The 22732-nt window shown below is 67.8% G+C and carries 20 protein-coding genes and 1 pseudogene; 7 read left to right on the top strand and 14 right to left on the bottom strand.

Features of this window, described 5'->3' with window-relative positions; translation table 11 throughout:
- Together C5F75_RS20030 and ggt are read right to left on the bottom strand one after the other, a co-directional pair.
- Window positions 1–852: dicarboxylate/amino acid:cation symporter (locus C5F75_RS20030; protein WP_146075219.1), on the bottom strand; the 852-nt coding region annotated here is incomplete at its 3' end.
- A 153-nt stretch (window positions 853–1005) separates the two neighbouring features.
- Entirely contained in the window at window positions 1006–2757 is a 1752-nt protein-coding gene (ggt, locus tag C5F75_RS20025; protein WP_099317632.1) for a gamma-glutamyltransferase, read from the bottom strand.
- Between the two features lie 373 nt (window positions 2758–3130).
- On the opposite strand from ggt, the gene C5F75_RS20020 reads away from it, so the two are divergent.
- The 3 genes and pseudogenes from C5F75_RS20020 (at window position 3131) to C5F75_RS20010 (ending at window position 5465) form a co-directional block, all read left to right on the top strand.
- Entirely contained in the window at window positions 3131–4009 is an 879-nt protein-coding gene (locus C5F75_RS20020; RefSeq protein ID WP_059639709.1) for a MurR/RpiR family transcriptional regulator, read from the top strand.
- Between the two features lie 151 nt (window positions 4010–4160).
- A pseudogene (locus C5F75_RS20015) lies at window positions 4161–5104 on the top strand (metallophosphoesterase family protein).
- 19 nt (window positions 5105–5123) lie between these two features.
- The gene (locus C5F75_RS20010; RefSeq protein ID WP_059639711.1) at window positions 5124–5465 is read left to right on the top strand and encodes a cupredoxin domain-containing protein; all 342 of its coding nucleotides are present in this window, start codon (window positions 5124–5126) and stop codon (window positions 5463–5465) included.
- A gap of 30 nt (window positions 5466–5495) precedes the next feature.
- On the opposite strand, the gene C5F75_RS20005 is transcribed toward C5F75_RS20010, so the two are convergent.
- The gene (locus C5F75_RS20005; protein WP_099317634.1) at window positions 5496–6665 is read right to left on the bottom strand and encodes an alpha/beta fold hydrolase; all 1170 of its coding nucleotides are present in this window, start codon (window positions 6663–6665) and stop codon (window positions 5496–5498) included.
- A 347-nt stretch (window positions 6666–7012) separates the two neighbouring features.
- Here C5F75_RS20005 and C5F75_RS20000 point away from each other — a divergent pair, with 347 nt between their 5' ends.
- Together C5F75_RS20000 and C5F75_RS19995 are read left to right on the top strand one after the other, a co-directional pair.
- A complete protein-coding gene (locus C5F75_RS20000) occupies window positions 7013–7321 on the top strand; it encodes an ArsR/SmtB family transcription factor (RefSeq protein ID WP_099317635.1) in 309 nt (102 codons plus the stop codon).
- Window positions 7322–7401: 80 nt separating this feature from the next.
- Complete coding sequence (locus tag C5F75_RS19995) at window positions 7402–8463, top strand: alkene reductase (protein ID WP_099317636.1); 1062 nt, start codon at window positions 7402–7404, stop codon at window positions 8461–8463.
- Between the two features lie 18 nt (window positions 8464–8481).
- On the opposite strand, the gene C5F75_RS19990 is transcribed toward C5F75_RS19995, so the two are convergent.
- Window positions 8482–9009, bottom strand: a complete 528-nt coding sequence (locus C5F75_RS19990; protein ID WP_059584830.1) for a GNAT family N-acetyltransferase — start codon at window positions 9007–9009, stop codon at window positions 8482–8484.
- 92 nt (window positions 9010–9101) lie between these two features.
- On the opposite strand from C5F75_RS19990, the gene C5F75_RS19985 reads away from it, so the two are divergent.
- Window positions 9102–9713: a LysE family translocator gene (locus tag C5F75_RS19985; RefSeq protein WP_059584828.1), complete on the top strand. Its 612-nt coding sequence runs from the start codon at window positions 9102–9104 to the stop codon at window positions 9711–9713.
- A 21-nt stretch (window positions 9714–9734) separates the two neighbouring features.
- Here C5F75_RS19985 and C5F75_RS19980 read toward each other — a convergent pair whose 3' ends face one another.
- The gene (locus C5F75_RS19980) at window positions 9735–10655 is read right to left on the bottom strand and encodes a phosphatidylinositol-specific phospholipase C (RefSeq protein WP_155634560.1); all 921 of its coding nucleotides are present in this window, start codon (window positions 10653–10655) and stop codon (window positions 9735–9737) included.
- A 6-nt stretch (window positions 10656–10661) separates the two neighbouring features.
- On the opposite strand from C5F75_RS19980, the gene C5F75_RS19975 reads away from it, so the two are divergent.
- Window positions 10662–11693 (top strand): LacI family DNA-binding transcriptional regulator, encoded by a 1032-nt coding sequence (locus tag C5F75_RS19975; protein WP_099317637.1) that lies wholly within the window; start codon window positions 10662–10664, stop codon window positions 11691–11693.
- Between the two features lie 32 nt (window positions 11694–11725).
- Here the strand turns inward: C5F75_RS19975 and C5F75_RS19970 are convergent, their stop codons facing one another.
- The 9 genes from C5F75_RS19970 to C5F75_RS19930 form a co-directional block, all read right to left on the bottom strand.
- Window positions 11726–12586, bottom strand: a complete 861-nt coding sequence (locus C5F75_RS19970) for a carbohydrate ABC transporter permease (protein ID WP_099317638.1) — start codon at window positions 12584–12586, stop codon at window positions 11726–11728.
- The gene (locus C5F75_RS19965; RefSeq protein WP_099317639.1) at window positions 12583–13452 is read right to left on the bottom strand and encodes a carbohydrate ABC transporter permease; all 870 of its coding nucleotides are present in this window, start codon (window positions 13450–13452) and stop codon (window positions 12583–12585) included. Before C5F75_RS19965 ends, C5F75_RS19970 begins: the two co-directional genes overlap by 4 nt.
- Window positions 13453–13492: 40 nt before the next feature.
- On the bottom strand, window positions 13493–14737 hold the full coding sequence (locus tag C5F75_RS19960; RefSeq protein WP_099317640.1) for an ABC transporter substrate-binding protein: 1245 nt from the start codon (window positions 14735–14737) through the stop codon (window positions 13493–13495).
- 302 nt (window positions 14738–15039) lie between these two features.
- A complete protein-coding gene (locus C5F75_RS19955) occupies window positions 15040–16251 on the bottom strand; it encodes a porin (RefSeq protein WP_099317924.1) in 1212 nt (403 codons plus the stop codon).
- A 161-nt stretch (window positions 16252–16412) separates the two neighbouring features.
- The gene (locus C5F75_RS19950) at window positions 16413–17351 is read right to left on the bottom strand and encodes a helix-turn-helix domain-containing protein (protein WP_059584816.1); all 939 of its coding nucleotides are present in this window, start codon (window positions 17349–17351) and stop codon (window positions 16413–16415) included.
- 69 nt (window positions 17352–17420) lie between these two features.
- Window positions 17421–18017: a DUF3156 family protein gene (locus C5F75_RS19945; RefSeq protein ID WP_059584815.1), complete on the bottom strand. Its 597-nt coding sequence runs from the start codon at window positions 18015–18017 to the stop codon at window positions 17421–17423.
- Window positions 18014–19516 (bottom strand): APC family permease, encoded by a 1503-nt coding sequence (locus C5F75_RS19940; RefSeq protein WP_104012645.1) that lies wholly within the window; start codon window positions 19514–19516, stop codon window positions 18014–18016. Before C5F75_RS19940 ends, C5F75_RS19945 begins: the two co-directional genes overlap by 4 nt.
- A 230-nt stretch (window positions 19517–19746) precedes the next feature.
- A complete protein-coding gene (locus C5F75_RS19935) occupies window positions 19747–21087 on the bottom strand; it encodes an aspartate aminotransferase family protein (protein WP_059584811.1) in 1341 nt (446 codons plus the stop codon).
- A gap of 70 nt (window positions 21088–21157) precedes the next feature.
- On the bottom strand, window positions 21158–22660 hold the full coding sequence (locus C5F75_RS19930) for an aldehyde dehydrogenase family protein (RefSeq protein ID WP_104012644.1): 1503 nt from the start codon (window positions 22658–22660) through the stop codon (window positions 21158–21160).
- Between the last annotated feature and the right edge of the window lie 72 nt (window positions 22661–22732).

The raw sequence follows: 22732 nt of genomic DNA, 5'->3' as shown, positions 1-22732 counted from the left end.
GAGCGCGTCGAGAATCTTCGGATACGCGGCTTCGGAACTGGCCGTCGCGAACGACAGCATGAACGCTTCCTTGATCAACGCGAGCAGCTTGAACACGCGGCGGCCGAGGAACAGCAGCCCGGCCGCGACGAGTGCGGCCCACAGCAGCACGAGGCTCGCGTAGAAGTCGCCCATGAACACCGCGAACTTCAGCAGGATCGACAGCCCGTTGACCGCGACGGTCGACGCCATCGCGGCCATCACCGCGAGCGGCGCGAGCTTCATCACGTAGCCGGTGATCTTCAGCATCACGTGCGCGAGTTGGTCGATCGCGGCGACGAGAATCTTGCCGCGCTCGCCGAGCGCGGCGAGCGCCACGCCGAAGAACAGCGAGAACACGACGATCTGCAGGATTTCGTTGTTCGCCATCGCCTCGGCGATCGACTTCGGCACCATGTGGCCGACGAAATCCTTCAGAGTGAACTTGGACGTCGCGAGATGCGCGGACGCGCCGATGTCCGGCAGCGGCAGGCCGAGATTCTCGCCGGGCCGCAACAGGTTCGCCATCAGCAGGCCCAGCAGCAGCGAGACGAGCGACGCGGTGACGAACCAGCCGAACGCTTTCGCGAACACGCGCCCGACCGACGCCGCGTCGCCCATGTGCGCGATGCCGACGACCAGCGTCGAGAACACCAGCGGGCCGATCACCATCTTGATCAGCCGCAGGAACACGTCGGACACGAGCGAGATGTAGCCGGCGATTTCCGCGGCCGACTGCTTGTCCGGAAGCTGCGTGTAGATCAGGTAGCCGATCAGGATGCCGGCTGCCATGGCGAGCAGGATCCAGCCTGCCGCAGACATTCGTTTGTTCATGACGGAATTCGCCGAGTGGCGATGGAGTTGGCGGAAAAGAGGCGCGCGCGCCGATCGGGCTGGCGGATGTCCGCCGCCGGACGCGCTGCCGCCGCACCGGCATTCGCGGCAACGCGAACGCCGGCGGCAGCGATTCGGGATGAAACGGTCGGGTCAGTAGCCGATCGCCGAGCCGGCCGGACGGCGCGGGTCGTTGTAGCCGTAGATGAAGCCGACACGCACGTTGCCGGACACGGACGAATCGTTCCCGGAACTCTGACGGCTCGCCGCTTCGGTGCCCGGCAGGCCGACCATGATCAGCTCGGCGGCGCCCCACGGCGTCTGCTCGACCATCTTGTAGCCCATGTTGCGCAGGATCGCGAGCGTGTCGGGCGACAGGCCGTAGGTTTCGTAATAGACCGCGTCGGGCAGCCACTGGTGATGGATGCGCGGCGCGGCGACCGCGTCCTGCGGCGTCATCCCGTAGTCGATCACGTTCAGCACGGTCTGCAGCGTGATCGTGATGATGCGCGAGCCGCCCGGCGAGCCGACCACCATGAACACCTTGCCGTCCTTCTTCACGATGGTCGGCGCCATCGACGACAGCGGGCGCTTGCCCGGCGCGATCGAGTTGCGCGTGCCCTGCACGAGGCCGAACAGGTTCTGCGCGCCGACCTTCACGGTGAAGTCGTCCATCTCGTCGTTCAGGAAGAAACCCGTGCCGGGCGCGATGACCACGGCGCCGAATCGGCCGTTGACCGTATAGGTCGTCGACACCGCATTGCCGTCATGGTCGACGATCGAGTAATGCGTCGTTTCTGGCTTCTCGTGCACGCCGACACCGGGCTGCACGTCGACCGACGGCGTGGCCGTGTCGGCATGGATGCTCTTGCGGATCTGTGCCGCGTATTCCTTGCTCGTCAGCTTCGCGATCGGGTTGTCGATGAAGTCCGGATCGCCGAGCAGCGTGTTGCGGTCTTCGTACGCGTGGCGCATCGCTTCGGTCATGTAGTGGACTGCCGCGGCCGAGTGGTAGCCAAGCTTGCGCAGGTCATACCCTTCGAGGATGTTCAGCGTCTCGCACATCGTCACGCCGCCCGAGCTCGGCGGCGGCGCCGACACGAACTCGTAGCCGCGATACGTGCACGTCAGCGGCGCCATGTCCTGCGCGCGATAGGACGCGAAATCGGCCGCCGTGATCACGCCGCCGCCGCGCTTCGCCGCCGCCTCGACGATCTTCGGGATCTCGCCGTGATAGAACGCGTCGGGCCCCTGCTCCGCGATGCGCTCGAGCGTGCGCGCCAGATCCTTCTGCACCAGGCGGTCGCCCGGCTGCAGCGCCGAGCCGTCCGGGCGCAGGAAGATGCGCGCGGCTTCGGGATCCTTTTTGAAGCGCTCGACCGTCGTGTCGAGGATGTCGGTATCGCCGCGCGTCAGCACGAAGCCGTCGCGCGCGAGCCGGATCGCCGGCGCCATCACCTGCCGGCGCGTCAGCTTCCCGTATTTGCGCTGCGCGAGATCGAGGCCCGCCACCGTACCCGGTACGCCGACCGCGCGATAGCCGTACAGGCTCTGCTCCGGAATGACGTTGCCCGACGCATCGAGATACATGTTCGCGGACGCCGCGGCCGGCGCCGTCTCGCGGAAATTGATGAAGCGGTCGCGACCGTCCGCCAGATGGATCGTCATGAAGCCGCCGCCGCCGATGTTGCCGCAGCACGAGTTGGTCACGGCCTGCGCATAGCCGACGGCGACCGCCGCATCCACCGCGTTGCCGCCTGCCTTCAGGATGTCGACGCCGATCTGCGACGCGAAGTGCTGCGACGACACGACCATGCCGTTCTTCGCTTCGACCGCCGGGTCCGACGCGGCGAACGCGCACACGCTCATCGCCGACAACAGGGTGAGTACTACGAGCCGCCTCATGACGGAATCCTCCAGACGAATAAACCGGGCCATGCGGGAATGCACCGGTGCGCAACTACGTGACGACGCTGCCAATCCGACATGTAATAAACGATACATTCCAGTGAGGCCGCGATCATAGCACTCGGTTTTTTGGGCCAAAACCTAGGGTAAGCCCTGAATTTGAAGCGAAAGCACGTCGACAAGACCGACAATGAATGTTCGATTTATTACACATATGAACGTATTCGTTAAGCAGGGTGATGCGTCCCTCTAATTTCAGGCCGTACGCGGCCTGCGGCACGTCGATCGGCTAACATGCGTGCAGTTGGCGGCAGACGTCCGTCTGCCGTTTGGTCGTTCAGTTCAATTCAGATAGAAAGCCGGAGTACCGATGGGGACGAGCATCAGGGCGTTGTTGTTATCCCAGATGGATAGCTTCACGCCGTCGGAACAGAAGGTCGCGCAGGCGTTGCTGGAGCGCTATCCCAGTCTCGGACTGGGCCCGATCGCGCAGTTTGCGAAGCAGGCGGAAGTCAGCGACCCGACCGTGTTCCGCTTCGTCGTCCGGATCGGCTTTCCGAATTACTCGTCGTTCCAGCAGGCGCTGCACGACGAGATCGACACCGCGATGAATTCGCCGCTCGCGCGGATGGATGCGTTCCACTCGGAAACGGGCATGCGCGACAGCCATGCGGCGATTTTCCAGCGGCTGTCCGAATCGCTCGCGGCGACGATCGAAGGGCTCGACGCGGCCGCGTTCGACGCAGCGGTGGCGGTGCTGGCCGATCCGGACGTACGCATTTTCTGCGGCGGCGGGCGGTATACGGCGCCGCTCGCGTCGCTGTTCTCGTTCACGCTCGCCTATGCGCGGCCGCGTGTGCAGTACGTCGAGCCGAACGTGAATCTCGCGTCCGTCGCGCTGGTCGACATGGGGCGCAACGACGTGCTCGTGATCTTCGACTTTCGCCGTTACCAGAAGGACAGCATCCGCTTCGCGCAGGCCGCGCACCGGCTCGGCGCGCGGATCCTGCTGATCACCGACGAATGGCGCTCGCCGATCGCCGCGTTCGCGGAAATCGTGCTGCGGATCCAGGGGCGCCCGTTCGCGATGCTGCAGACCAACGTGCCGGCGCTGGCGCTCACCGAGGCGCTCGTGATCGCCGTGACGAACCGGCTGCCGGAGCTCGCGCGGCAGCGGATGGAAAAGATCGAGCGGCTCAATGCCGGCGGGATCGAGTGGGATACCAACCAGCGCGACCTGCCCGAATGACGATCGTTCGCGTGGCGGGCGCGGGCGCCGGCTTTCGACCTCGCAACGGCCGGGAATAAATCCGCCGCTTCGCCGGTATCGCATGCGAAGGCGCCGGCTTATTCCAGGACGATCCGGCCGTCCGGTTTCGTCACGCGAATGCGAGGCTTACATGTCTTCATCGACCCCCACCCGCCCGTCGCGTCGCAAGGCCCTGCAATGCATGGCCTTCGGCGGGCTCGGCACGCTGTTTACGCTGTCGGGCGGCATCCTCACGCCGTTCGACCTCGCGCTCGCGCAGACCGGCGACGCGCGCCCGGCCGATGCAGGCCGGCCGCTGTTCGTGCAGATCAGCGATACGCACATCGGCTTCAACAAGGACGCGAATCCCGACGTGTCGGCCACGCTGAAGCAGACGATCGACCTCGTCAACGGGATGCCCGCCTTGCCCGCGCTGGCGATCCATACCGGCGACATCACGCATCTGTCGAAGCCCGAGGAATTCGACCACGCGTCGCAGTTGCTGTCCGCGCTGCGCGTGCCGGAACTGCACACGGTGCCCGGCGAGCACGACGTCACCGACGGTTCCGGCGCCGAATATTTCGGCCGGTTCGGCAACGCGTCGGACAACCGCGGCTATTACAGCTTCGACCACGCGGGCGTGCACTTCATCGGCCTCGTCAACGTGATGCACTTCAAGCCGAACGGGCTCGGCAGCTTCGGCGACGAGCAGCTCGCGTGGCTCGCGCAGGACCTGAAAGGCCGCTCGTCGAGCACGCCGATCGTCGTGTTCTCGCACATGCCGATGTGGACCATCTACGAACCGTGGGGCTGGGGCACCGGCGATGCGCCGCAGACGATGGCGCTGCTGCGCCGCTTCGGCTCGGTCACCGTGCTGAACGGGCACATCCACCAGATCGTGTCGAAGGTCGAGGGCAAGTGACGTTCCATACCGCCCGCTCGACCGCGTTCCCGCAGCCGACGGCCGGCAACGGCCCGGGACCGGTGCCGCTCACGGTGCCGCACGACCGGCTGCCTTCGATGCTCGGCGTGACGACCGTCGAATTCGCCGGCCATCCGGTCGCGTCGTCGCTGCATGACACGACGCTTGCGTGAAAAAAATAAGGAGACCGACATGATCCGCTTCAAGCCATCTCGAATCGTCGCGGTGCTGTTCCTGTGCGGCGCGGCCGCGGGCACGCCGCTCGCCGCGTTCGCGCAGGGCCCGACCGGCCCGCTCGTGACGATCCGCAATTTCATGTTCTCGCCGATGTCGACCACAATCAAGGCCGGCACGACGATCACGTGGAAGAACCTCGACGCGGAGCCGCACACCGTCGTCAACGACGCCGGCATCTTTCATTCGAAGGCGCTCGACCAGGACGAAACGTACGCGTTCCGCTTTGACAAACCGGGCGTCTACAAGGTGTTCTGCGGCATTCATCCGTACATGAAGGAGACGATCACCGTCGAATGACGATGCCGGCCGGGCGTCATCGGCGTATGCTCACCGCCCCGCCGAGCGCATGCCCGGCGCGGTACCGGCGACGACCGGGCACGACTGCGGCAGCGCCTGCCCGAACAGCACGGCCAGCCCGCAAGCGGACGTGAACATGCCGAGGCCGTCATGCCCGACACCCGGCACTTCGACGACCTGCTGCGCGAGATCGTCCGGATGCCGCTTCTTCAGGTAATCGAAATACGCGAGCCCGCGCGCGAGCCGGTACGGCCCCTGCGCCATCGCCGCGCACGAACGGTCGATGAAATGCGTGGTGGGATTCGTGTCGGCCTGCCCAAGCAGGTACACGACATGGCGCGCGACGTAGCGCGTTTCGAGATCGCGCACGTCCTGCGCTGCAACGTAAGGCGGCGCCGACTTCAACCCGTACTTCCATTCGGTTGCGCGCGGGCAGGCGCCGCCTGCCATGGCCTCGGCATTCGGCCGTTCGTCGTCGAAATACAGGTAGCTCGACGGGTTCGCAACCACGTAGCGCACGGCAATGCCGGTACGCGCGAGCGCGTCGCCTTCGCGCCCGGCCACCGCATAACGCTGCAGCAACTGTGCACCGGCCGAGTGGCCGATCACGACGACCGTCGACAACGACGGGTACCGGCTGCGGTCGGCGAAATGCGCGAGCAGCGCGTCGAGCGCCGCGAACGAGCTGATCGGGCCCGGCTGGCGGGCCGGTTCACCGCCCTTCCATCCTTCCTGCGTCCATGCGAGCGTCGGCGCGGGCAACGAAAACGCGCGCACGTCGGCGCGTGTCAGGAACTGCGGCGCGACGACCATCGTGCCCGTGCCGGACGCACCGGCCTTCTCGACGACCTCGCGCCCCGATGCGTAGTACGCGTCGGCATTACGCAGCGTGCCGTGAATCACGATGAACACGCGCGTGACGTCGGATGCGGCCTGATCGAGCGGATGATCGGCGTAGACGGGCAACACCGCACGGCCTTGCGGCGTGTCGACGGTTATGCGCTGGTCGGCGACGGCCTTGACCGGCGCTTCGAGACGTTCGCGCTGTGTGGGCGTAATGGCTTCGGCCGGCCGCGCGCCGACCAGCATGCCGACGGCGGCACAGGACAGCGCGAGCGGAACGGCATAGGACAGGGCTCGAGCGGCCGGCAGCATGCGCGAGAGTCGGATGCGGGAAAAGGCAGCGGAAGTGACGGACATGGCGGCGGCTCGGGTGGCGGATATGACTTGAACGGCGATGGTCGCAGAAACCGTCGCGCGCCGCCGGTCCGTTGCGGAAAACGAATCAGCCCGCCGGTTGCGTACCGCGCTCCGCGCCGACGCACGCTTCGCCCGATCTCGTACGGCGATAGCGGATTGCAGGCAAGGCGACCTGAAGCCGGCGGCCCTCATCGACGGCGGTTCACATCGCGCTCTATCCGACCCCGAGATTACAACGCCCTATCAACCCCATTGCCGGCAGTGCCTTCAAACATATCGCAAAAAGACGATATATGATTCGCCCATCGACGATACCCGTTTGCCCGACCGAAACACCCAGCCTTTCCATGCCGACCGAACTCGACATCGACGCGATCCTGAAAGCGCTCTCGAACCCCGTGCGCCGGGAAATCCTCGTCTGGCTGAAAACGCCCGACGAGCATTTTCCGCAGCAGACGCTACCGTACGAACACGGCGTCTGCGCGGGCCAGATCGACGCGCGCTGCGGGTTGTCGCAGTCGACCGTCTCCGCGCACCTCGCGACGCTGCAGCGCGCGGGGCTCGTGACGTCGACGCGGATCGGCCAGTGGGCGTTCTTCCAGCGCAACGAGGCCGTCATCGACGCATTTCACGACGCGCTGCGTCGCGAACTCTAGCCAACGGCCGAACCGGCCATGCGGAGCGCCGTCGTATCCGACGCGACGGCTTCTCCGCCTTTCGTAAGAGGTTAATTGCCATGCCCACGCTGTTCGATCCCGTTACCCTCGGTGACCTGACCCTGCCGAACCGCATCGTGATGGCGCCGCTCACCCGCGCCCGTGCGGGCACGGCGCGCGTGCCGAACGCGCTGATGGCGCGCTACTACGCCGAGCGCGCATCGGCCGGCCTGATCATCACCGAAGCGACGTCGGTCACGCCGCAGGGCGTCGGCTATGCCGACACGCCCGGCATCTGGTCCGACGAGCAGGTCGAAGGCTGGAAGCAGATCACGCAGGCCGTGCACGCGGCCGGCGGGCGCATCGTGCTGCAACTCTGGCACGTCGGCCGGATCTCCGATCCGATGTTCCTGAACGGCGACCTGCCGGTCGCGCCAAGCGCGATCGCCGCGGGCGGCAACGTGAGCCTGGTGCGTCCGCCACGTCCGTTCGTGACGCCGCGCGCACTCGAACTCGACGAGATTCCGGGCATCGTCGCCGCGTATCGTAAGGGCGCCGAGAACGCGAAGGCGTCGGGCTTCGACGGCGTGGAGATTCACGGCGCGAACGGCTACCTGCTCGACCAGTTCCTGCAGGACAGCACCAATCGCCGCACCGATGCGTACGGCGGCCCGATCGAGAATCGCGCGCGCCTGCTGCTCGAAGTGGTCGACGCGGCGATCGACGTGTGGGGCGCCGGCCGGGTCGGCGTGCATCTGGCACCGCGCGGCGACGCGCATACGATGGGCGATTCCGATCCGGCGGCAACCTTCGGTTATGTCGCGCGCGAACTCGGCCGCCGCAAGATCGCGTTCATCTTCACGCGCGAATCGTATTCGGGCGACCAGTTGAGCCCGCGCCTGAAGGAAGCGTTCGGCGGCCCGCTGATCGCGAACGAGCAGTTCACGCTCGACACCGCGCAGGCCGCGCTCGCGAGCGGCAGCGCCGACGCGATCGCCTGGGGCAAGCTGTTCATCGCGAACCCGGACCTGCCGCGCCGCCTCGAAATCGGCGCGCCGCTCAACAAGCCGGTGCCGGAGACGTTCTACGCGGAAGGCGAAACGGGCTACACCGACTACCCGGCGCTGAGCGACGCGGCCTGACGGCACAACGGCGCGGGTTCAGATGCGCACGTCCGCGCGCATGAACACGCGCCGTGTTTCGTCGAGACCGAGCGCGACGTGGTGCGCACGGATCGCGCGCAGCGCGTCGTCGAGTGCTGCATCGTCGATGATCCGGAAACCGAGGCGCGCGTAGTACGGCGCATTCCACGGCGCGTCGCGGAACGTCGACAGCACGATCTCCGTGATCCCTTCCCGCGCCGCGCGCGCCGTCACCTGTTCGATCAGGCGCGCGCCGATACGCTGCCCCGCATGCGACGGCGCGACGTCCAGTTCCTCCAGATACAACCGCTGCGCATCGAGCAGCCGGTAGAACGCGAACCCCACGCACGTGCGTTGCGAATCGACCGCGACATACGCACGGCCGTCGTCGATCCGCACGAGCACGGCGGCCGCATCGGTCGGCTCGCCGTCGGCGATGTCAGCCATGCCGATCGCGCGAAACCGCTGCGCGGCGGCGACTTCCACGGCGGCCATCGCGGCCGCGTCTTCCCGCGTGGCGGGACGAATCAGGATCGATGCAGGCATCACGGCGATTCAGGCAGGCAGTCTGGAACGGCCGTCACTATAATCGAAACTTCATACGTATCGTTTCGAATGCCCGATCCACGAGGCCCGTCATGACGTTGTCCGCACTCGCCGTCTTCGCCTTTGCCCTGCTCGTCACCGCCGGCACACCCGGCCCGAGCGTCGCCGCGCTCGTCGCGCGCGTGCTGACCAACGGCGTGCGCGACGTGCTGCCGTTCCTCGCGGCCATGTGGCTCGGCGAAGCGCTGTGGCTCACGCTCGCGGTCGCGGGGCTGTCGGCGTTCGCGCACACGTTCGCGACGGGCCTGATCGTGCTGAAGCTGCTCGGCGTCGCGTACCTGCTGTTCCTCGCATGGAAGATGTGGACCGCGCCGACAGGCACGGATGCCGACGACCTGCCGCGCGGCCAGTCGCCTTGGCGCATGTTCGTCGCGGGCATGCTGGTCACGCTCGGCAACCCGAAAATCATGTTGTTCTATCTCGCACTGCTGCCGACCATCGTCGACCTCACTCACGTCGGCGTCGCCGCGTGGGCCGAGCTGGTCGGCACGATGCTCGCGGTCCTGATTCTCGCCGACTGCTTCTGGTCGCTGCTCGCATCGCGTGCACGCGCCTTCCTGACGTCGGCGCGCGCGAAGCGGATCGCGAACCGCACGAGCGCAACCGCAATGGCCGGTGCGGCGGTGGCGATCGCGACGCGGTAGTCCGCGGCGGCGCTCCACCCACTAACAGCGAAACGCCTTGCGCCAGGCGCCCCGTTCCGGCATGTAGTCATTGCATTCGATCAGCGCACGCACGAGCGCCCAGTCGTCGTCATCGCAGAAATCGAGCAGCATCGCGCCGTACGGGCCGGGCTGCTCGCGCAAGCGCTCGGCCAGTCGCGCATGAATGCCCTGCACGCGGCCATCGCCGTGTGCGACCACCGACGGATTCGCGCCCATCCCCGTACCGCTGCAGAAACTGATCGCCCAGCGGCCGCTGTCCGGCAGCGGCAGATGCGTCAGCAGCGCGTCGATCGCACGCCACTTCCACGCGATCGATGCTGCCACCGGCACGCGATATTCGTCCTGGATCACGAACGCGCCGTCCGGATGATCGATCGTAAACGTCGCGTTGTCAGGCCACGCGGTCAGGTCGATGCCGAGCGGCCGGCCGCTGCGAAAGCGCCGCAACAGCACGACCGCGCCGCGCACGTCGCCGAGCGCAGGCAGCGTGCCGCCGGCATGCCAGCGCAATCGCGGATGCCGCGCGCGATGCGCGTCGAACGTCGCATCGAAACCGCGCGTGCACGCCTGCGCCGGCCACTCGTCCTTCACCGACATCACGATGCATTCGCGCGGATGCGCATCGAGAAAGCGCGTACAGGTGGCCAGCACGTCGTCGAACGTCATGCCGAGCGCGATGCCGCCGTGATGGATGTCGAACGCATCGCGCACATGCCGGCAGCGAATGTCGAGCAGCCGCACGCCATGCGCGAGCTGCGCATCGAGCGGCGCCCGCTGCGTGCGCACCAGCGAATCGTCGACCGTATACGCACAGGTGTCATGGCTGCCCGGTAGGGTCAGCGTATGCAGCGGCCGCGCGTCGTCGAGCGCGGACATCCAGTCGGCAGGCGGCATGCCCGTATCGTGGCGCGAAGGAATCATGAATCGATGAATGACAAGGAAAGAAAACCGTGGGTCACGGCGTCGGATGTCGCGGCGCGGGCCGGCGTCTCGCGCTCGGCAGTGTCGCGCGCGTTCTCGCCGACGGCAAGCATTGCGCCGCAAACGCGCGAGCGCGTGATGGTCGCCGCGCGCGCGCTGGGCTACCAGGTCAACCTGATCGCGCGCGACATGATCACGCAGCGCAGCAGCATGATCGGCGTCGTGACGGCCGGGTTCGAGAACCCGTTCCGCGCGCGGCTGCTGTCGGACCTGATGGCCGCGCTCGGGCAGCGCGCGCTCACGCCGCTCGTGACCAATGCGGAAGATCCGCGCCAGATCCGGCAATCGCTCGAACAACTGCTCAGCTACCGCATCGCGGGCCTCGTGATGACGTCCGCGTCGCCGCCGCTGTCGGTCGCGCGGCAATATCTCGAACACCGGATTCCGGTCGTGATGATCAACCGCGAAGCGAACCTGCCGGGCGCGGATGTGGTCGTCAGCGACAACGCGGCGGGCGCCGCCCACGCCGCGCAGCGGCTCGTGCGGGCCGGCGCGCGCCGGCTCGCGTTCGTCGGGCCGCGCGGCACGAGCTACAGCGCGCGCTCGCGCGCCGCGGCGTTCGAGCAGGCGCTCGGGCCACGCAACGCGTTCGGCGCGTTCGACGCGACGCTCGTACGCGTGCTCGACACGCCGTCCGACACCCATGCCAGCGGGATCGACGCCGCGCGGCACCTGTTCGCGACCGCCGAGCGGCCCGACGGCGTGTTCTGCTCGTCCGACCTGCTCGCGCTCGGTGTGATCGACGCCGCGCGCCGCGAATTCGGCTTGCGCGTGCCGGACGACCTGCGCGTGATCGGCTTCGACGATATCCCCGCCGCCGAATACGATGCGTATCGGCTGACAACGCTGCGGCAGGACACGCGCGGCCTCGCGCATGCGGCGATCGACCTGCTCGCCGACCGGATGCAGGCGTTCGACGGCCCGTCGCGCACGCGGGTCGTGCCGGTCACGCCGGTGGTGCGCGATAGCTGCGCATGACGACGTGAGACCGGGCGCGGCCACGCCGCGCGTCACTTCAGCCCACCCGCGAACCCGCGCAACAGGTAGCGCTGCACGTAGCCGGCCACGGCCAGCGTCGGCAGCGACGCCATCAATCCCGCGCTCATCAGGTCGCCCCAGTCGATGCCGTTCTCCGTCACATAGCCGGCAATTGCGAGCGGCAGCGTGAAGCGGCTTGGCGTCGACACGAACAGCAGCGCGATCAGGAATTCGTTCCACGCCGCGATGAACACGAAGATCGCGGTCGCGATCAGCCCCGGTGCGCACAGCGGCAGCACGATCTGCACGAGCCGCCGCGCGAGCCCCGCGCCATCGATGCACGCCGCTTCCTCGTATTCGATCGGGACGTCGCGCACGAACGCGAGCAGCATCCAGATTGCCATCGGCAACGCGTAGATCTGGTACGCGAGCATCAGGCCGAGCGTCGAATCGAGCAGGTGCAGCCGCTTCGCGAGCGCGAACAGCGGCACCGCGATCGTGATCGGCGGCATCAGCTTCAACGCCAGCACGAGCACCAGGAACAGCAGGTCGAGCCGCGCCGGAAACCGCAGCCGCACGAGCGCGTATGCAGCCGGAAACGCGAGCGCCAGCGCGAGTAGCGTCGTGCCGAAGCCGACCAGCAGCGAATTGAACAGCGGCGCGCCGATGCCGTTCGCCCACACCGACGCAAAATGCGCGACGGTCGGCGCGGCCGGCCAGATCCGCAACGGATGATCGAGGCGTTCGAGCGTCGGCATGAAGGCCGCGCCGGCCATCCACAGGCACGGCAGCAGCAACAGCGCGAGCGCGACGACGCGCAGCGCCCACGGCATCGCGTGACCGAATGCAGCGCTCGCTCGTGCGCGCGGGATACCCGCCGATCGCGTCGTCATGCGCGCCGCTTGCGAACCGTCTGCCATACGTACCCCGAGACCAGCAGCGCGGACGCCGCAAGCATCAGCACCGACGCGGCGCTCGCCGGCCCGACGTTAAAGAAGCGGAAGCCCGTGTCGTAGATGTAGGTCGACAGCGTCTGCGTCGCGTTGCCGGGGCCGCCGCCCGTCAGCGCATAGACCTTGTCGAACAGCTTGAACGTGTCGATCGAGCGCAGCAGCAACGCGAGGCCGATCTGCGGCGCCGCGAGCGGCAGCGTGATGTCGCGCAGGCACTGCCATTCGCTCGCGCCGTCGGTGCGCGCGGCTTCGTACAGCTCCTGCGGGATCGACTGCAGCCCGGCCAGCACGATCAGGAACGCCATCGGCGTCCACTGCCACACGTCGACGAGCGCGAGCGACCACAGCGCGAGATGCGGGTCGGACAGCCAGCGCACGCCTTCGACGCCGAACACGGCGAGCAGCGCGTTCAGGAAGCCGTCGAAGTTCAGCCAGTTGCGCCAGATCGCCGAGCACACGAGCGTGGACAGCATCATCGGCAGGATCGCGAGCGGCAGCGCGATGCGCCGGCCAGGGAACGCGCGCACGAACAGCAGCGCGAGGCCGAAGCCGAGCGCCACTTCGGCCAGCGACGCGACGATCGTGAAGCGCAGCGTGTTGCCGAAGCCGGCCGTAAATGCGTCGTCGCCGAGCACCGCGCGATAGTTCGCGAGCCCCACGAACGCGCGGCGGCCGGCCGAGTAATCGACCCGGCAGAACGAGTCGATCAGCACCTGCGCGACCGGATACAGCGCGAGCGCGGCGAGCACCAGCAGCGCGGGCCCGAGCAGCGCGACGAACGGCAGGCCGCGGCCGGACGCTTTCATGCGCGACCTCCGGCCGACGGATTGACGTTGACGCGCGCGGTCACTTGCCAGCCGCGGCCGCAGCCGTCGCCTGCGCGATCTTCTGCTGCGCCTGGCGCAGCGCGGCGTCGGGCGCGGCCTGCCCCGTCAGCGCGAGCTGCAACTGGTCGCCGAGAATGCTCTCCACCTGCTGCCAGTCCGTCACGCGCGGCCGCGCACGGCCGGCCTCGAGCGCCTTCAGTTGATCGGGATACCAGCGGTACTGGCGCACCAGCGCCGGATCGTTGAACACGCTGCGGCGGGTCGGCGGAATGCCGATGCCGGCGAGGCGCGTCTGCGTATCGCGCGCGCTCAGGTAGGCGAGGAAGTCCTGCGCGAGCTTCACGTGCGGCGCGTCCTTCGGAATGCCCATCTGCCAGATGCCGAGCATCGGCGCCGGGCCCGCGGTCTGCCCCGGCGGCGGCTGCAGCGCGATCTGCCCGACCACGCGCGACTGCTTCGGATCGTCGAGGGCCGGCACCCATGCCGGCCATACCTCGATCGACTGCGCGGCCGTGCCGCGCTGCAATGCGTCGCGCACTTCGGCCGCGCCGTACACGTCGACGTCCTTCGGCGCGAATGCCTTCAGCGCGAGGAAAGTCTTCAGCGCGGCCTGCGCTTCGCGGGAATCGATCGTCACGTTGCCGGCCCGGTCGAACACGTCGCCGCCGTACGCCCACAGGATCGGCAGAAAGCCCGTGACGACCGGGTTGCCCTTCGTGCCGCGGAACACGACGCCCGACACGCTCTTGTCCGCGCCGCCGACGGTCTGTGCGATCTTCAGCACGTCGTCCCAGTTGCGCGGCGGTTGCAGCTTGTACTTCGCGAGCAGATCCTTGCGGTACGCGAACATCTCGACGTTGCCGACGATCGGCAGCGCGTACAGCGCGCCCGCCGCGTTGCGGCCGAGCGCGACGGCGGACGGCACGAGATCGGCGTCCGCGAGCGACGCGGGCAGCGGCTTCAGCCAGCCGTTGCCGATGAATTCGGGCGCCCACGTGTCGTCCATCATCACGAGGTCGTACGCGCCGGTGCCTTCGCGCATCGACAGCTTGAGCTTCTGGTACAGGTTCGCGTTCGGTAGCTTGAGCAGCTCGACGTCGGTGCCCGGATGCAGCTTGGTGAAGCCGGCGACGGCATCGGCCAGCCCCTTGCCGTAGATGTCGTCGCGGCCTGCGATGACGAGATCGGCGGCCACGGCGTGCGTGGCGGCGAAGGACAGCGCAAGGGCGGCGGACAGCGCGCGCAGGCGGCTCAGCAAGGTCATGAGGTCTCTCTCGATCGGCGTATGGAGCGGAACGGTCATGCGTTGCACACGTGTGCAACGCCGGCGACACGTCGGGTCGCATGAAGCGTCGCCATTGTTCACGCAGACCGTGAAGGTATTGTGGCAATCCGCAAAGCCGGGCAACCTGACGCCCGCATTCCGTCCAGCCGGGCCCGTTCAGTTAAGCATACGGACGGCTTTTTTCAAGCATCGCTTTCCATCACTCGACCGGCGCAGGACCATACGCGTGGAGGCAGCACGGCGGCATGCGACCGACGTGCCGCCGCCAGCCGCATTCAGCGTCAAAAGTTCACACGAATCCCGGCCATCACCGCCAGTTGCCGGCTCGAATTGCTGTTCGCGAGCACCGGAATCTGCGCATAGTTCGCCGCGTTGCCATCCGCATCGGTGCCGAGCCCCGTGCCGCTCACGATCTGGCCGATCGCGACCGCATACAGCGCGGTGCGCTTCGACAGGCTGTAGTTCGTGCCGACGTTCACCTGGTGGAATCGCGTCGTGCCGCGCCCGTCCGTATGCGCGGCATTGAAAATGTACGCAACGCCGCCTTGCAGCGCCGGCGTGAACATGTACGTGACGTTCAGCTCGCCGATGTCGAACGTGAACGCCTGCGTGCGCGGCTGCGCGGCGGTCGAGAAATAGCGGCTCTCGCCGAGCCGCGTATGCGTATAGGTCAGCGCGAGCGTCGCCGCGCCGAGCGTGACCGACCCGCCCGCGCCGAACGCGCGCATCGAGCCCGCATCCTGCAGCAGGCAATACATCGCGCCCGGGTTGCCGCACGCGAAATCGCCGATATAGCCGCTCGCGCCGCCGAGCGCCGCGTCGAGCGGCTGGTGCAGGTCGAGGTAGCCGACCGAGAAGGCCACCGGCGAGCGCGTGTACGTCGCGGCCACCGCATAGCCACGCTTCGCGGAAAAATCGCCGGCCTGGCCGCCGAAGCTGAACGTGCCGCCGAACGTGAGGCCGTTGAAATCGGCGCTGGTGAACTTCACCGCGTTGTTGAAGTTGAACGCGGCATTCAGGTTGTCGACGTCGCCGAGGTGCGAGCCATACGGCGTCGCCCAGTTGTTGCTCGACACGTACGCGCCGAGCATGTCCGTGTACGAATCGTATTGGCGGCCGAGGCCGAGCGTGCCGATCGAATCGTGGCGCAGCCCGACCCACGCCTGCCGGCTGAACGCGGTGCCGCCCTGCAGCGCCTGCCCGCTCGCCGACAGGAACTGCTGCTCGAGCGTGAACACCGCATTCAGGCCGCCGCCGAGCGGCTCGGCGCCCTGGAAGCCGAAGCGGGACGGCACGAGGTTGCCGCCGCCCATCTGCCATGCATGGCCGCCGCCCGTGCTGCCGTCGGCGCGCGTGAACTGCTGGTTCGTCGAATAGATGATGCCGGTGTCCACGGTGCCGTACAGCGTCACGCTCCCCGAAGTCTGCGCGTGCGCCGCATGCGCGCAACCCAGCATGGCCGCGGCTGCGGCCAGTCGTCGTCCGTTCTTCATGTCCCGCCCCTCCGTGATCATCGATACGCAGTGCGAATCGATGGTGTTGTCGATATGTGTGGCAGGACTTTATCCAGCGAAAATTCCGGACCTCTATCCCAAATCAGCAAATGGTGATGGGGACGAGCGATACACGGCGGCACCGTCGCGGCGCGGGCAGATCATTCGGGGCGCAAGGTTTGCGACGGCAGCTCGCCGAACAGGTCGCGATACTCGCGCGCGAAATAGCCGAGATGCGTGAAGCCCCAGCTCGCGGCGGCTTCGCCGACGCCGAGTTGCCGCACCGACGTCGTGCGCAGCAGGCGACGCACCGCATTCAGCCGGATCGTGCGCAGGTAGCCGACCGGCGTGACGTCGGCCACGCGCTGGAAGCTCGTTTGCAGCGTACGACGGCTGCAACGCAGCGCGCGGCAGAGTTCGAGCACGGTGACGGGTTCCTCGGGCCGGTCGCGCAGATGCTTCTCGCAGCGGCTCACGATGTCGCTGTAGGTGGCGTGCGTGATGTCGCGGCGCTCGACGCCGATCCCCTGTTCGAGCGCGTCGAGGAACATGCCGAGCATCGCGTCGCGAAACATCTTGCGGGTGGCCGCGTATTCGAGGCAGCCCGGATTGCGCTGCGCGTCGTCGATCAGCGACGACAGCCGCACGCCGAGCGCGACGCCCTGCGCGTCGGACAGCCGCGTCACGTGCCGCAGCCGGCGCGCGCCGGCCGCGCCGAATTCGGCCTCGCACAGCTCGTCGACCATGTCGGACGCCGCGCTGATCCCGACGAGCCCCATCCCTTCCGGCGTGTGGAATTCGAAATCCTCGCCGGCGCGCAGCGCGAGCAGCGCATAGCCGTCGACCGGCTGGCCCTGGAACGTGCCCGCGAGCGGCACGGACAACGGCACCGCGAGCGACGTGCGCCCGGCCGGCGCGAGCCCGGTTTGCGCGACGCGCCGGTTGGTCGTTTCCCGGAAGAAGTGGAAATCGTCGTACAGCACCTGCGTGACGGTGCCCTTGAAACGGCCCGGCGTCATCTGACGGTACACCTGATGCCAGCCCGCGATCGCGAGCCCGTGATCGTGCACGTCTTCGTGTGAGCGTGACTGGAACAGCATCGGCACCTCCGGTAAAACCCTGATTTCTCGATGCGACCGCCGGGTTCACGCGGCACGCATCGCCACAGCTTACCCTCGCAAAATCCCGCGCAGTGCGGCTTCGAACGCAAGACAGGCCGCCGACAGCGCGGCGGCCTGCTCGTCGATCAGCCTGACATAGCGGCGAAACGACGGCATCCGGTTCACGACCTCGCTACCGCCGAACGGCACGATCGCGAGCGTCCAGCGGCCATCGCGCGCGGCGATCGCGCAGTCGGTCAGGTGCAGCCCGCGCAGCGCGTCGGCCAGCGACGGCCCGGCAAGCAGCGCGGCCAGCGTGTCGATGAAGACGGGGTCGCATCCGGGCGCGGGCACGGCTTCGATACCCGTACGGCGCAGCCAGCCGGTCTGCCGCACGCATGCGCTGCCCTGCGCGGCCGGGCCGTCGGCGGCGGCCGTCACCGTCACGCTGACCGTATGCATCAGGAACTGGCGCTCGACGCGCTCGTCGATGCCCACGCGCACGCCGTTCGGCAGCCGTGCCGAGACGCCGCCGACGCCACCGACCGCGTCGGCGTCGCGCACGGCCCGCAGGTCGGCGAGCACGCGCGCGGCGATCGCGCCGGGCCGATGGCCGGGCGGCGGCGCATCGAGCGCCGCACGCCGCGAGCCAAGCGCGGCCTTCACGACGCGACGTGCTCGTTGCGCAGCACGTCCTCGACCGGCACCGGCCTGAACGGATGCCGGCGCTGCACGACGAGCGTCCAGAACAGCGCATACAGCGCGGTGAGCCCGAGCATCGCGCCGAACGGCACGTAGATGTCGCGCGGGTTCATGCCGGGCGGCGTGATGTACCAGATCGCGAGCACGATGCCGACGCTCGACACGATCTGCGGCAGCGGGAACAGCGGCGAGCGGTACGGGCGCGGCAAGTCAGGCCGGCGGATGCGCAGCATCACGACCGACGCGGTGACGAGCAGGTACGCGGTGCCCCACGCGCAGGTGGCGGCGAGCACGAGGTGGAGGATGCTGTCGAGGTTGCCGTTGATCAGCCACGCATGAACGATCGGCACGATCGCCGACGCGACGATGCCGACCACCGGCGTCTTGAAGCGCGGATGCAGGTACGCGAAGCAGCGCGGCAGCGCGCCGTCGATCGCCATCCCGTACAGGATGCGCGGCAGCCCGGCCATCAGCGTGTTGATCGTCGCGGCGCCCGCGCACAGGAACGCGATGCCGAACCAGATCCGCCCGAACGGCCCGAGCACCTGCAGCGCGAACGCGGGGATCGCGCCCGGCGTGTCGAGCAGATGCGTGAGGCCGTCGGGGCTCACCGGCACGTTCGCGACCTGGCGGCGGATCGCCGCGCCGTACAGGAACATGCAGATCGCGACGCCGACGAGGCCGAGCGCCATCGCGCGCGGAATCGTGCGCCCCGGCGCCTTCATTTCCGGCGCGAGCGGCGTGACGAACTCGCAGCCGACGAACATGAACATCGCCATCCCGACGAGCGACAGCACGGACGAGATCGACGTACCGACTTCCGAGCCGCCGAACCAGCCGTCCAGATGCACGGCCGGCGCGGCCGCGAGCCCGAGAATCCCGAAGATCATCAGCGACAGCCACATGCCGGCCGTCAGCACGATCTCGAGCTTGCTGAACACCTTGATGCCGATGATGTTGGTGATCGCGAACGTGACCACGAGGCCGACGCCGACGAGCCACGAACTATTGTGCTTCTCGAACGCGGCGTTCAGCGATTCGAAGTTCACGAGCGCCATGATGCCGCTCAGGATCGTCTCCGCGGTGCCGGCGAACACGTGCACGAGGAAATACGCGGAAATCGTGCCGGTGATCGCCCAGAAGCGGCCGAGCCCGCACGACAGGTAATCGTAAACCGAGCCGGCCGTCGGCAGCATCGCGGCGGCTTCGGAGAAGGTCGTGGCCTGCGCCTGCATCATCACGAACGCGACGATCATCGCGACCGCGAACGCCCAGCCGCCCATCCCGAAGCCCGACGTCGCGGTGAGGATCACCGGGCTCGCCATGATGAGGCCGACCACGCTCGCCAGCGCGGTCGGGAAACCGACCGCGCCGGCCTTCAATGCGGCGCCGCCGCCTGCTTCAGCCGGCGAGCCGGCGGACGTATCGCCCGCGGCGCCGGTCATTCCCGACCATCCCGACATCGTTGTCTCCTTCGTGGGTTGGCCCGAACCGGCGCTTCGTCAGCGGCCGGGGCCAGATGCTTTGCGGTCGGCCCCGGGCGGTGCGTCAGCGCGTCGATGCCCCGGGCCCCTGTCGATCACGGCGTGATCCGATGTCGAAAAAATACGCAGGCAAAATAATCCGGTCATAGCGCAAATCGGCAAACCCGCGATGGCGTTTACCCTCCGCCGCGGGTTTGCCGGTCACGCCGTCATGCGAACGGCACGGCCTCGAAGCCGGCCGCGAGCGCGTCGACGATCCGGTCGAGCTGTTCGCGCTGGATCACGAGCGGCGGCGACAGGATGATCTTCGTGCCGACCGGACGCACCAGCACGCCGTTCTCGCGCGCGACTTCCGCGACCGCGTTCGCGTAGCCGGACAGCGGATCGATCGGCTCGCGCGTGTCTTTGTTCGCGACGAGGTCGAGCGCGAGCATCAGCCCCTTGCCGCGCACCTCGCCGACCGCCGCGAAGCGTTCCGCGAACGGCCGCAGCGCCTCGAGCAGATACGCGCCCTGCTTCGCCGCATTCGCCGGCAGATCCTCCTTCACGACGATGTCGAGGCTCGCGATCGCGGCCGCGCACGCGACCGGGTGGCCGGCGTACGTGTAGCCGTGCATGATCGCGCCGCCGAAATCGGCGTTCGCGGCGAACGCGTCCTCGATCCGCGCGTTCACGACCGTCGCGCCGAGCGGCACGTAGCCCGACGAAATCCCCTTCGCGAGACACATGATGTCCGGGCGCACGCCCCACCCGCGGCTGCCGAACATACTGCCGCTGCGGCCGAAGCCCGTCACGACTTCGTCGGCGATCAGCAGCACGCCGTAGCGGTCGCACACCTCGCGCACGAGCGGCCAGTAGTTGGCCGGCGGCACGATCACGCCGCCCGCGCCCTGGATCGGCTCCGCGATGAACGCGGCGATGGTGTCCGGGCTCTGGAACTCGATCTCGCGCGCCAGCATTTCCGCGCAGATCCTGCCGAGTTCCTCCGGGTCCTGCGTAAACGGATTGCGGTACAGCCACGGCGTCTCGACGTGGAAGCAGCCGGGCAAATTCGGCTCGTAGTTGCGGCGGAACACCGTGTTGCCGTTCACCGACGCGCCACCGAAATGCGTGCCGTGATAACCCTGCTTCAGCGAGATGAACTTCGTGCGATCGGCCTGGCCGCGCACCTTCCAGTACTGGCGCGCGATCTTCAGCGCGGTCTCGATCGAATCGGAGCCGCCCGAGCTGTACAGCACGCGGCGCATCCCTTCCGGTTCGAGCATGTCGATCACCTTCTTCGACAGCTCCTCGGCGCGCGGATGCGAGATGCCGTCGAACAGCTGGAAGTATTCGAGCTCGTCGAGCTGGCGCACGATCGCGTCCTTCACTTCCTGGCGGTTGTGGCCGACGTTCACGTTCCACAGACCCGCGACGCCGTCGACGAGCTTGCGCCCCTGTTCGTCGAACACGTAACAGCCGTCGCCGCGCACGATGCGGATCGGCTTGCGCTGTTTCATTTCGTTCGGGTGCAGCATCGGGTGCCAGAACTTCGCTTCGTTGTAGCTCATTGCAGTCTCCACTTTCGGATCGGTTGTTGCGGTTTTTGCGGTTTTTGCGGTGGTCGGATCGGCCCGCGCGTCAGTGCGCGATGCACACGGATTTGGTTTCGGTGAAGCCTTCGATCGCGTACTGCCCGAATTCGCGGCCGATGCCCGATTGCTTGTAGCCGCCGAACGGCATCGACGGATCGAGCGGGATATGGCAGTTCACCCACACGGTGCCGGCCTCGATTCGCGGCACGAGATTCATCACGCGCTTCAGGTCGTTGCTCCAGATGCTCGCGGCGAGGCCGTACGGCGACGCGTTCGCGAGGCGTATCGCGTCGGCCGCGTCGTCGAACGGCACGACGACGATCACCGGGCCGAACACCTCGTCGCGCACGATCGCGCTGTCCGGATGCGGATCGGCGATCACGGCCGGCTTCACGTAGTAGCCGGGCAGATCGTCGGCCGGCGTGCCGCCCGCGAGGAACGTGAGGCCCGCGCGGCGCGCGCCTTCGATGTGCTGGACGACCTTGTCGCGATGGTGAGCGGATACGAGCGGGTTGATCTGTGCGGTGGTGTCAAGGCCAGCGCCGAGCTTCATCGCCTGCGCGACGCCGGCGAGGCCGTCGGCCAGTTGCGCGAACTTGCTGCGATGCACATAGAGGCGCGACGCGGCCGCGCACACTTGCCCCTGGTTGAAGAACGCGCCGGCGGCGACGCCGTCGAGCGCCTGCGCGACGTCGACGTCGTCGAGCATCACGATGGGGTTCTTGCCGCCGAGCTCCAGCGAGAAGCGCGTCATGTTCTGCACGGCCGCCGCGCCGACCAGCTTGCCGGTCGCGGTCGAGCCGGTGAACGAGATCTTCGCGATCGACGGGTGGCTCGCGAGCGCCGCGCCGCAAACGCGCCCGCCCGTGACGACGTTGAACACGCCGGGCGGCACGCCGGCTTCGCGTGCGAGCTCGGCCAAGCGCAGCGCGGTGAGCGGCGTTTCCGGCGACGGCTTCAGCACGATCGTGCAGCCGGCCGCGAGCGCCGGAATCAGCTTCCACACCGCGATCATCAGCGGGAAATTCCACGGCACGATCGCGGCGACCACGCCGACCGGCTCCTTGCGCGTATAGGCCGTATAGCGCGCGCCGGGCGGGAACGGAATCGACACGTCGAGCGTCTGGCCGGTGATCTTGGTCGCCCAGCCGGCCATGTAGCGCACATATTCGACGCTCGCGCCGACCTCGATCGCGCGCGACACGTGAATCGACTTGCCCTGGTTCAGCGTTTCGAGCTGCGCGAGCGTTTCGGCGTCGGCTTCGATCAGGTCCGCGAGTTTCAGCAGGATGCGCTCGCGCTCGGCCGGCCGCAGCCCGCTCCACACGCGCGCGTCGAACGCGTGTTTCGCGCTGGCGACCGCGCGGTCGACGTCGTGTGCGTCGGCGTCCGCGACGGTGGCGAGCCGCTCGCCCGTGGCCGGGTTGTACACGTCGAGGCGTGCCGCCGCATGCGCGGGCTGCATGGCGCCGTCGACGAAGAGGCCGAAATCGCGCGCGACGAAGGTGCGCACGGTGTCGCTGACGGCGACGAAGTTCGTGTTGCTCATGGGCGTCTCGTTGATTGTCGTGGCTGGGCCGCGTGCCGGTAAGGCACGCGGGCGTCGGACCACTGTATCGAC

Origin of the sequence: Burkholderia anthinoferrum (assembly GCF_002925705.1) — a bacterium.
Taxonomy (GTDB): Bacteria; Pseudomonadota; Gammaproteobacteria; order Burkholderiales; family Burkholderiaceae; genus Burkholderia; species Burkholderia semiarida.
This window is presented reverse-complemented; position numbering and strand designations above follow the sequence as displayed.

Coding starts and splice junctions, on each gene's coding strand:
- C5F75_RS19975 (WP_099317637.1), top strand. CDS start 10,662: ATGAATGACAAGGAAAGAAAACCGTGGGTCACGGCGTCGGATGTCGCG.
- C5F75_RS19985 (WP_059584828.1), top strand. CDS start 9,102: ATGACGTTGTCCGCACTCGCCGTCTTCGCCTTTGCCCTGCTCGTCACC.
- C5F75_RS20005 (WP_099317634.1), bottom strand. CDS start 6,665: ATGTCCGTCACTTCCGCTGCCTTTTCCCGCATCCGACTCTCGCGCATG.
- C5F75_RS19990 (WP_059584830.1), bottom strand. CDS start 9,009: ATGCCTGCATCGATCCTGATTCGTCCCGCCACGCGGGAAGACGCGGCC.
- C5F75_RS19950 (WP_059584816.1), bottom strand. CDS start 17,351: ATGCTGTTCCAGTCACGCTCACACGAAGACGTGCACGATCACGGGCTC.
- C5F75_RS20020 (WP_059639709.1), top strand. CDS start 3,131: ATGGGGACGAGCATCAGGGCGTTGTTGTTATCCCAGATGGATAGCTTC.
- C5F75_RS19930 (WP_104012644.1), bottom strand. CDS start 22,660: ATGAGCAACACGAACTTCGTCGCCGTCAGCGACACCGTGCGCACCTTC.
- C5F75_RS19955 (WP_099317924.1), bottom strand. CDS start 16,251: ATGAAGAACGGACGACGACTGGCCGCAGCCGCGGCCATGCTGGGTTGC.
- C5F75_RS19940 (WP_104012645.1), bottom strand. CDS start 19,516: ATGTCGGGATGGTCGGGAATGACCGGCGCCGCGGGCGATACGTCCGCC.
- C5F75_RS19980 (WP_155634560.1), bottom strand. CDS start 10,655: ATGATTCCTTCGCGCCACGATACGGGCATGCCGCCTGCCGACTGGATG.
- C5F75_RS20000 (WP_099317635.1), top strand. CDS start 7,013: ATGCCGACCGAACTCGACATCGACGCGATCCTGAAAGCGCTCTCGAAC.
- C5F75_RS19935 (WP_059584811.1), bottom strand. CDS start 21,087: ATGAGCTACAACGAAGCGAAGTTCTGGCACCCGATGCTGCACCCGAAC.
- C5F75_RS19970 (WP_099317638.1), bottom strand. CDS start 12,586: ATGACGACGCGATCGGCGGGTATCCCGCGCGCACGAGCGAGCGCTGCA.
- C5F75_RS19960 (WP_099317640.1), bottom strand. CDS start 14,737: ATGACCTTGCTGAGCCGCCTGCGCGCGCTGTCCGCCGCCCTTGCGCTG.
- C5F75_RS19995 (WP_099317636.1), top strand. CDS start 7,402: ATGCCCACGCTGTTCGATCCCGTTACCCTCGGTGACCTGACCCTGCCG.
- C5F75_RS20010 (WP_059639711.1), top strand. CDS start 5,124: ATGATCCGCTTCAAGCCATCTCGAATCGTCGCGGTGCTGTTCCTGTGC.
- ggt (WP_099317632.1), bottom strand. CDS start 2,757: ATGAGGCGGCTCGTAGTACTCACCCTGTTGTCGGCGATGAGCGTGTGC.
- C5F75_RS19965 (WP_099317639.1), bottom strand. CDS start 13,452: ATGAAAGCGTCCGGCCGCGGCCTGCCGTTCGTCGCGCTGCTCGGGCCC.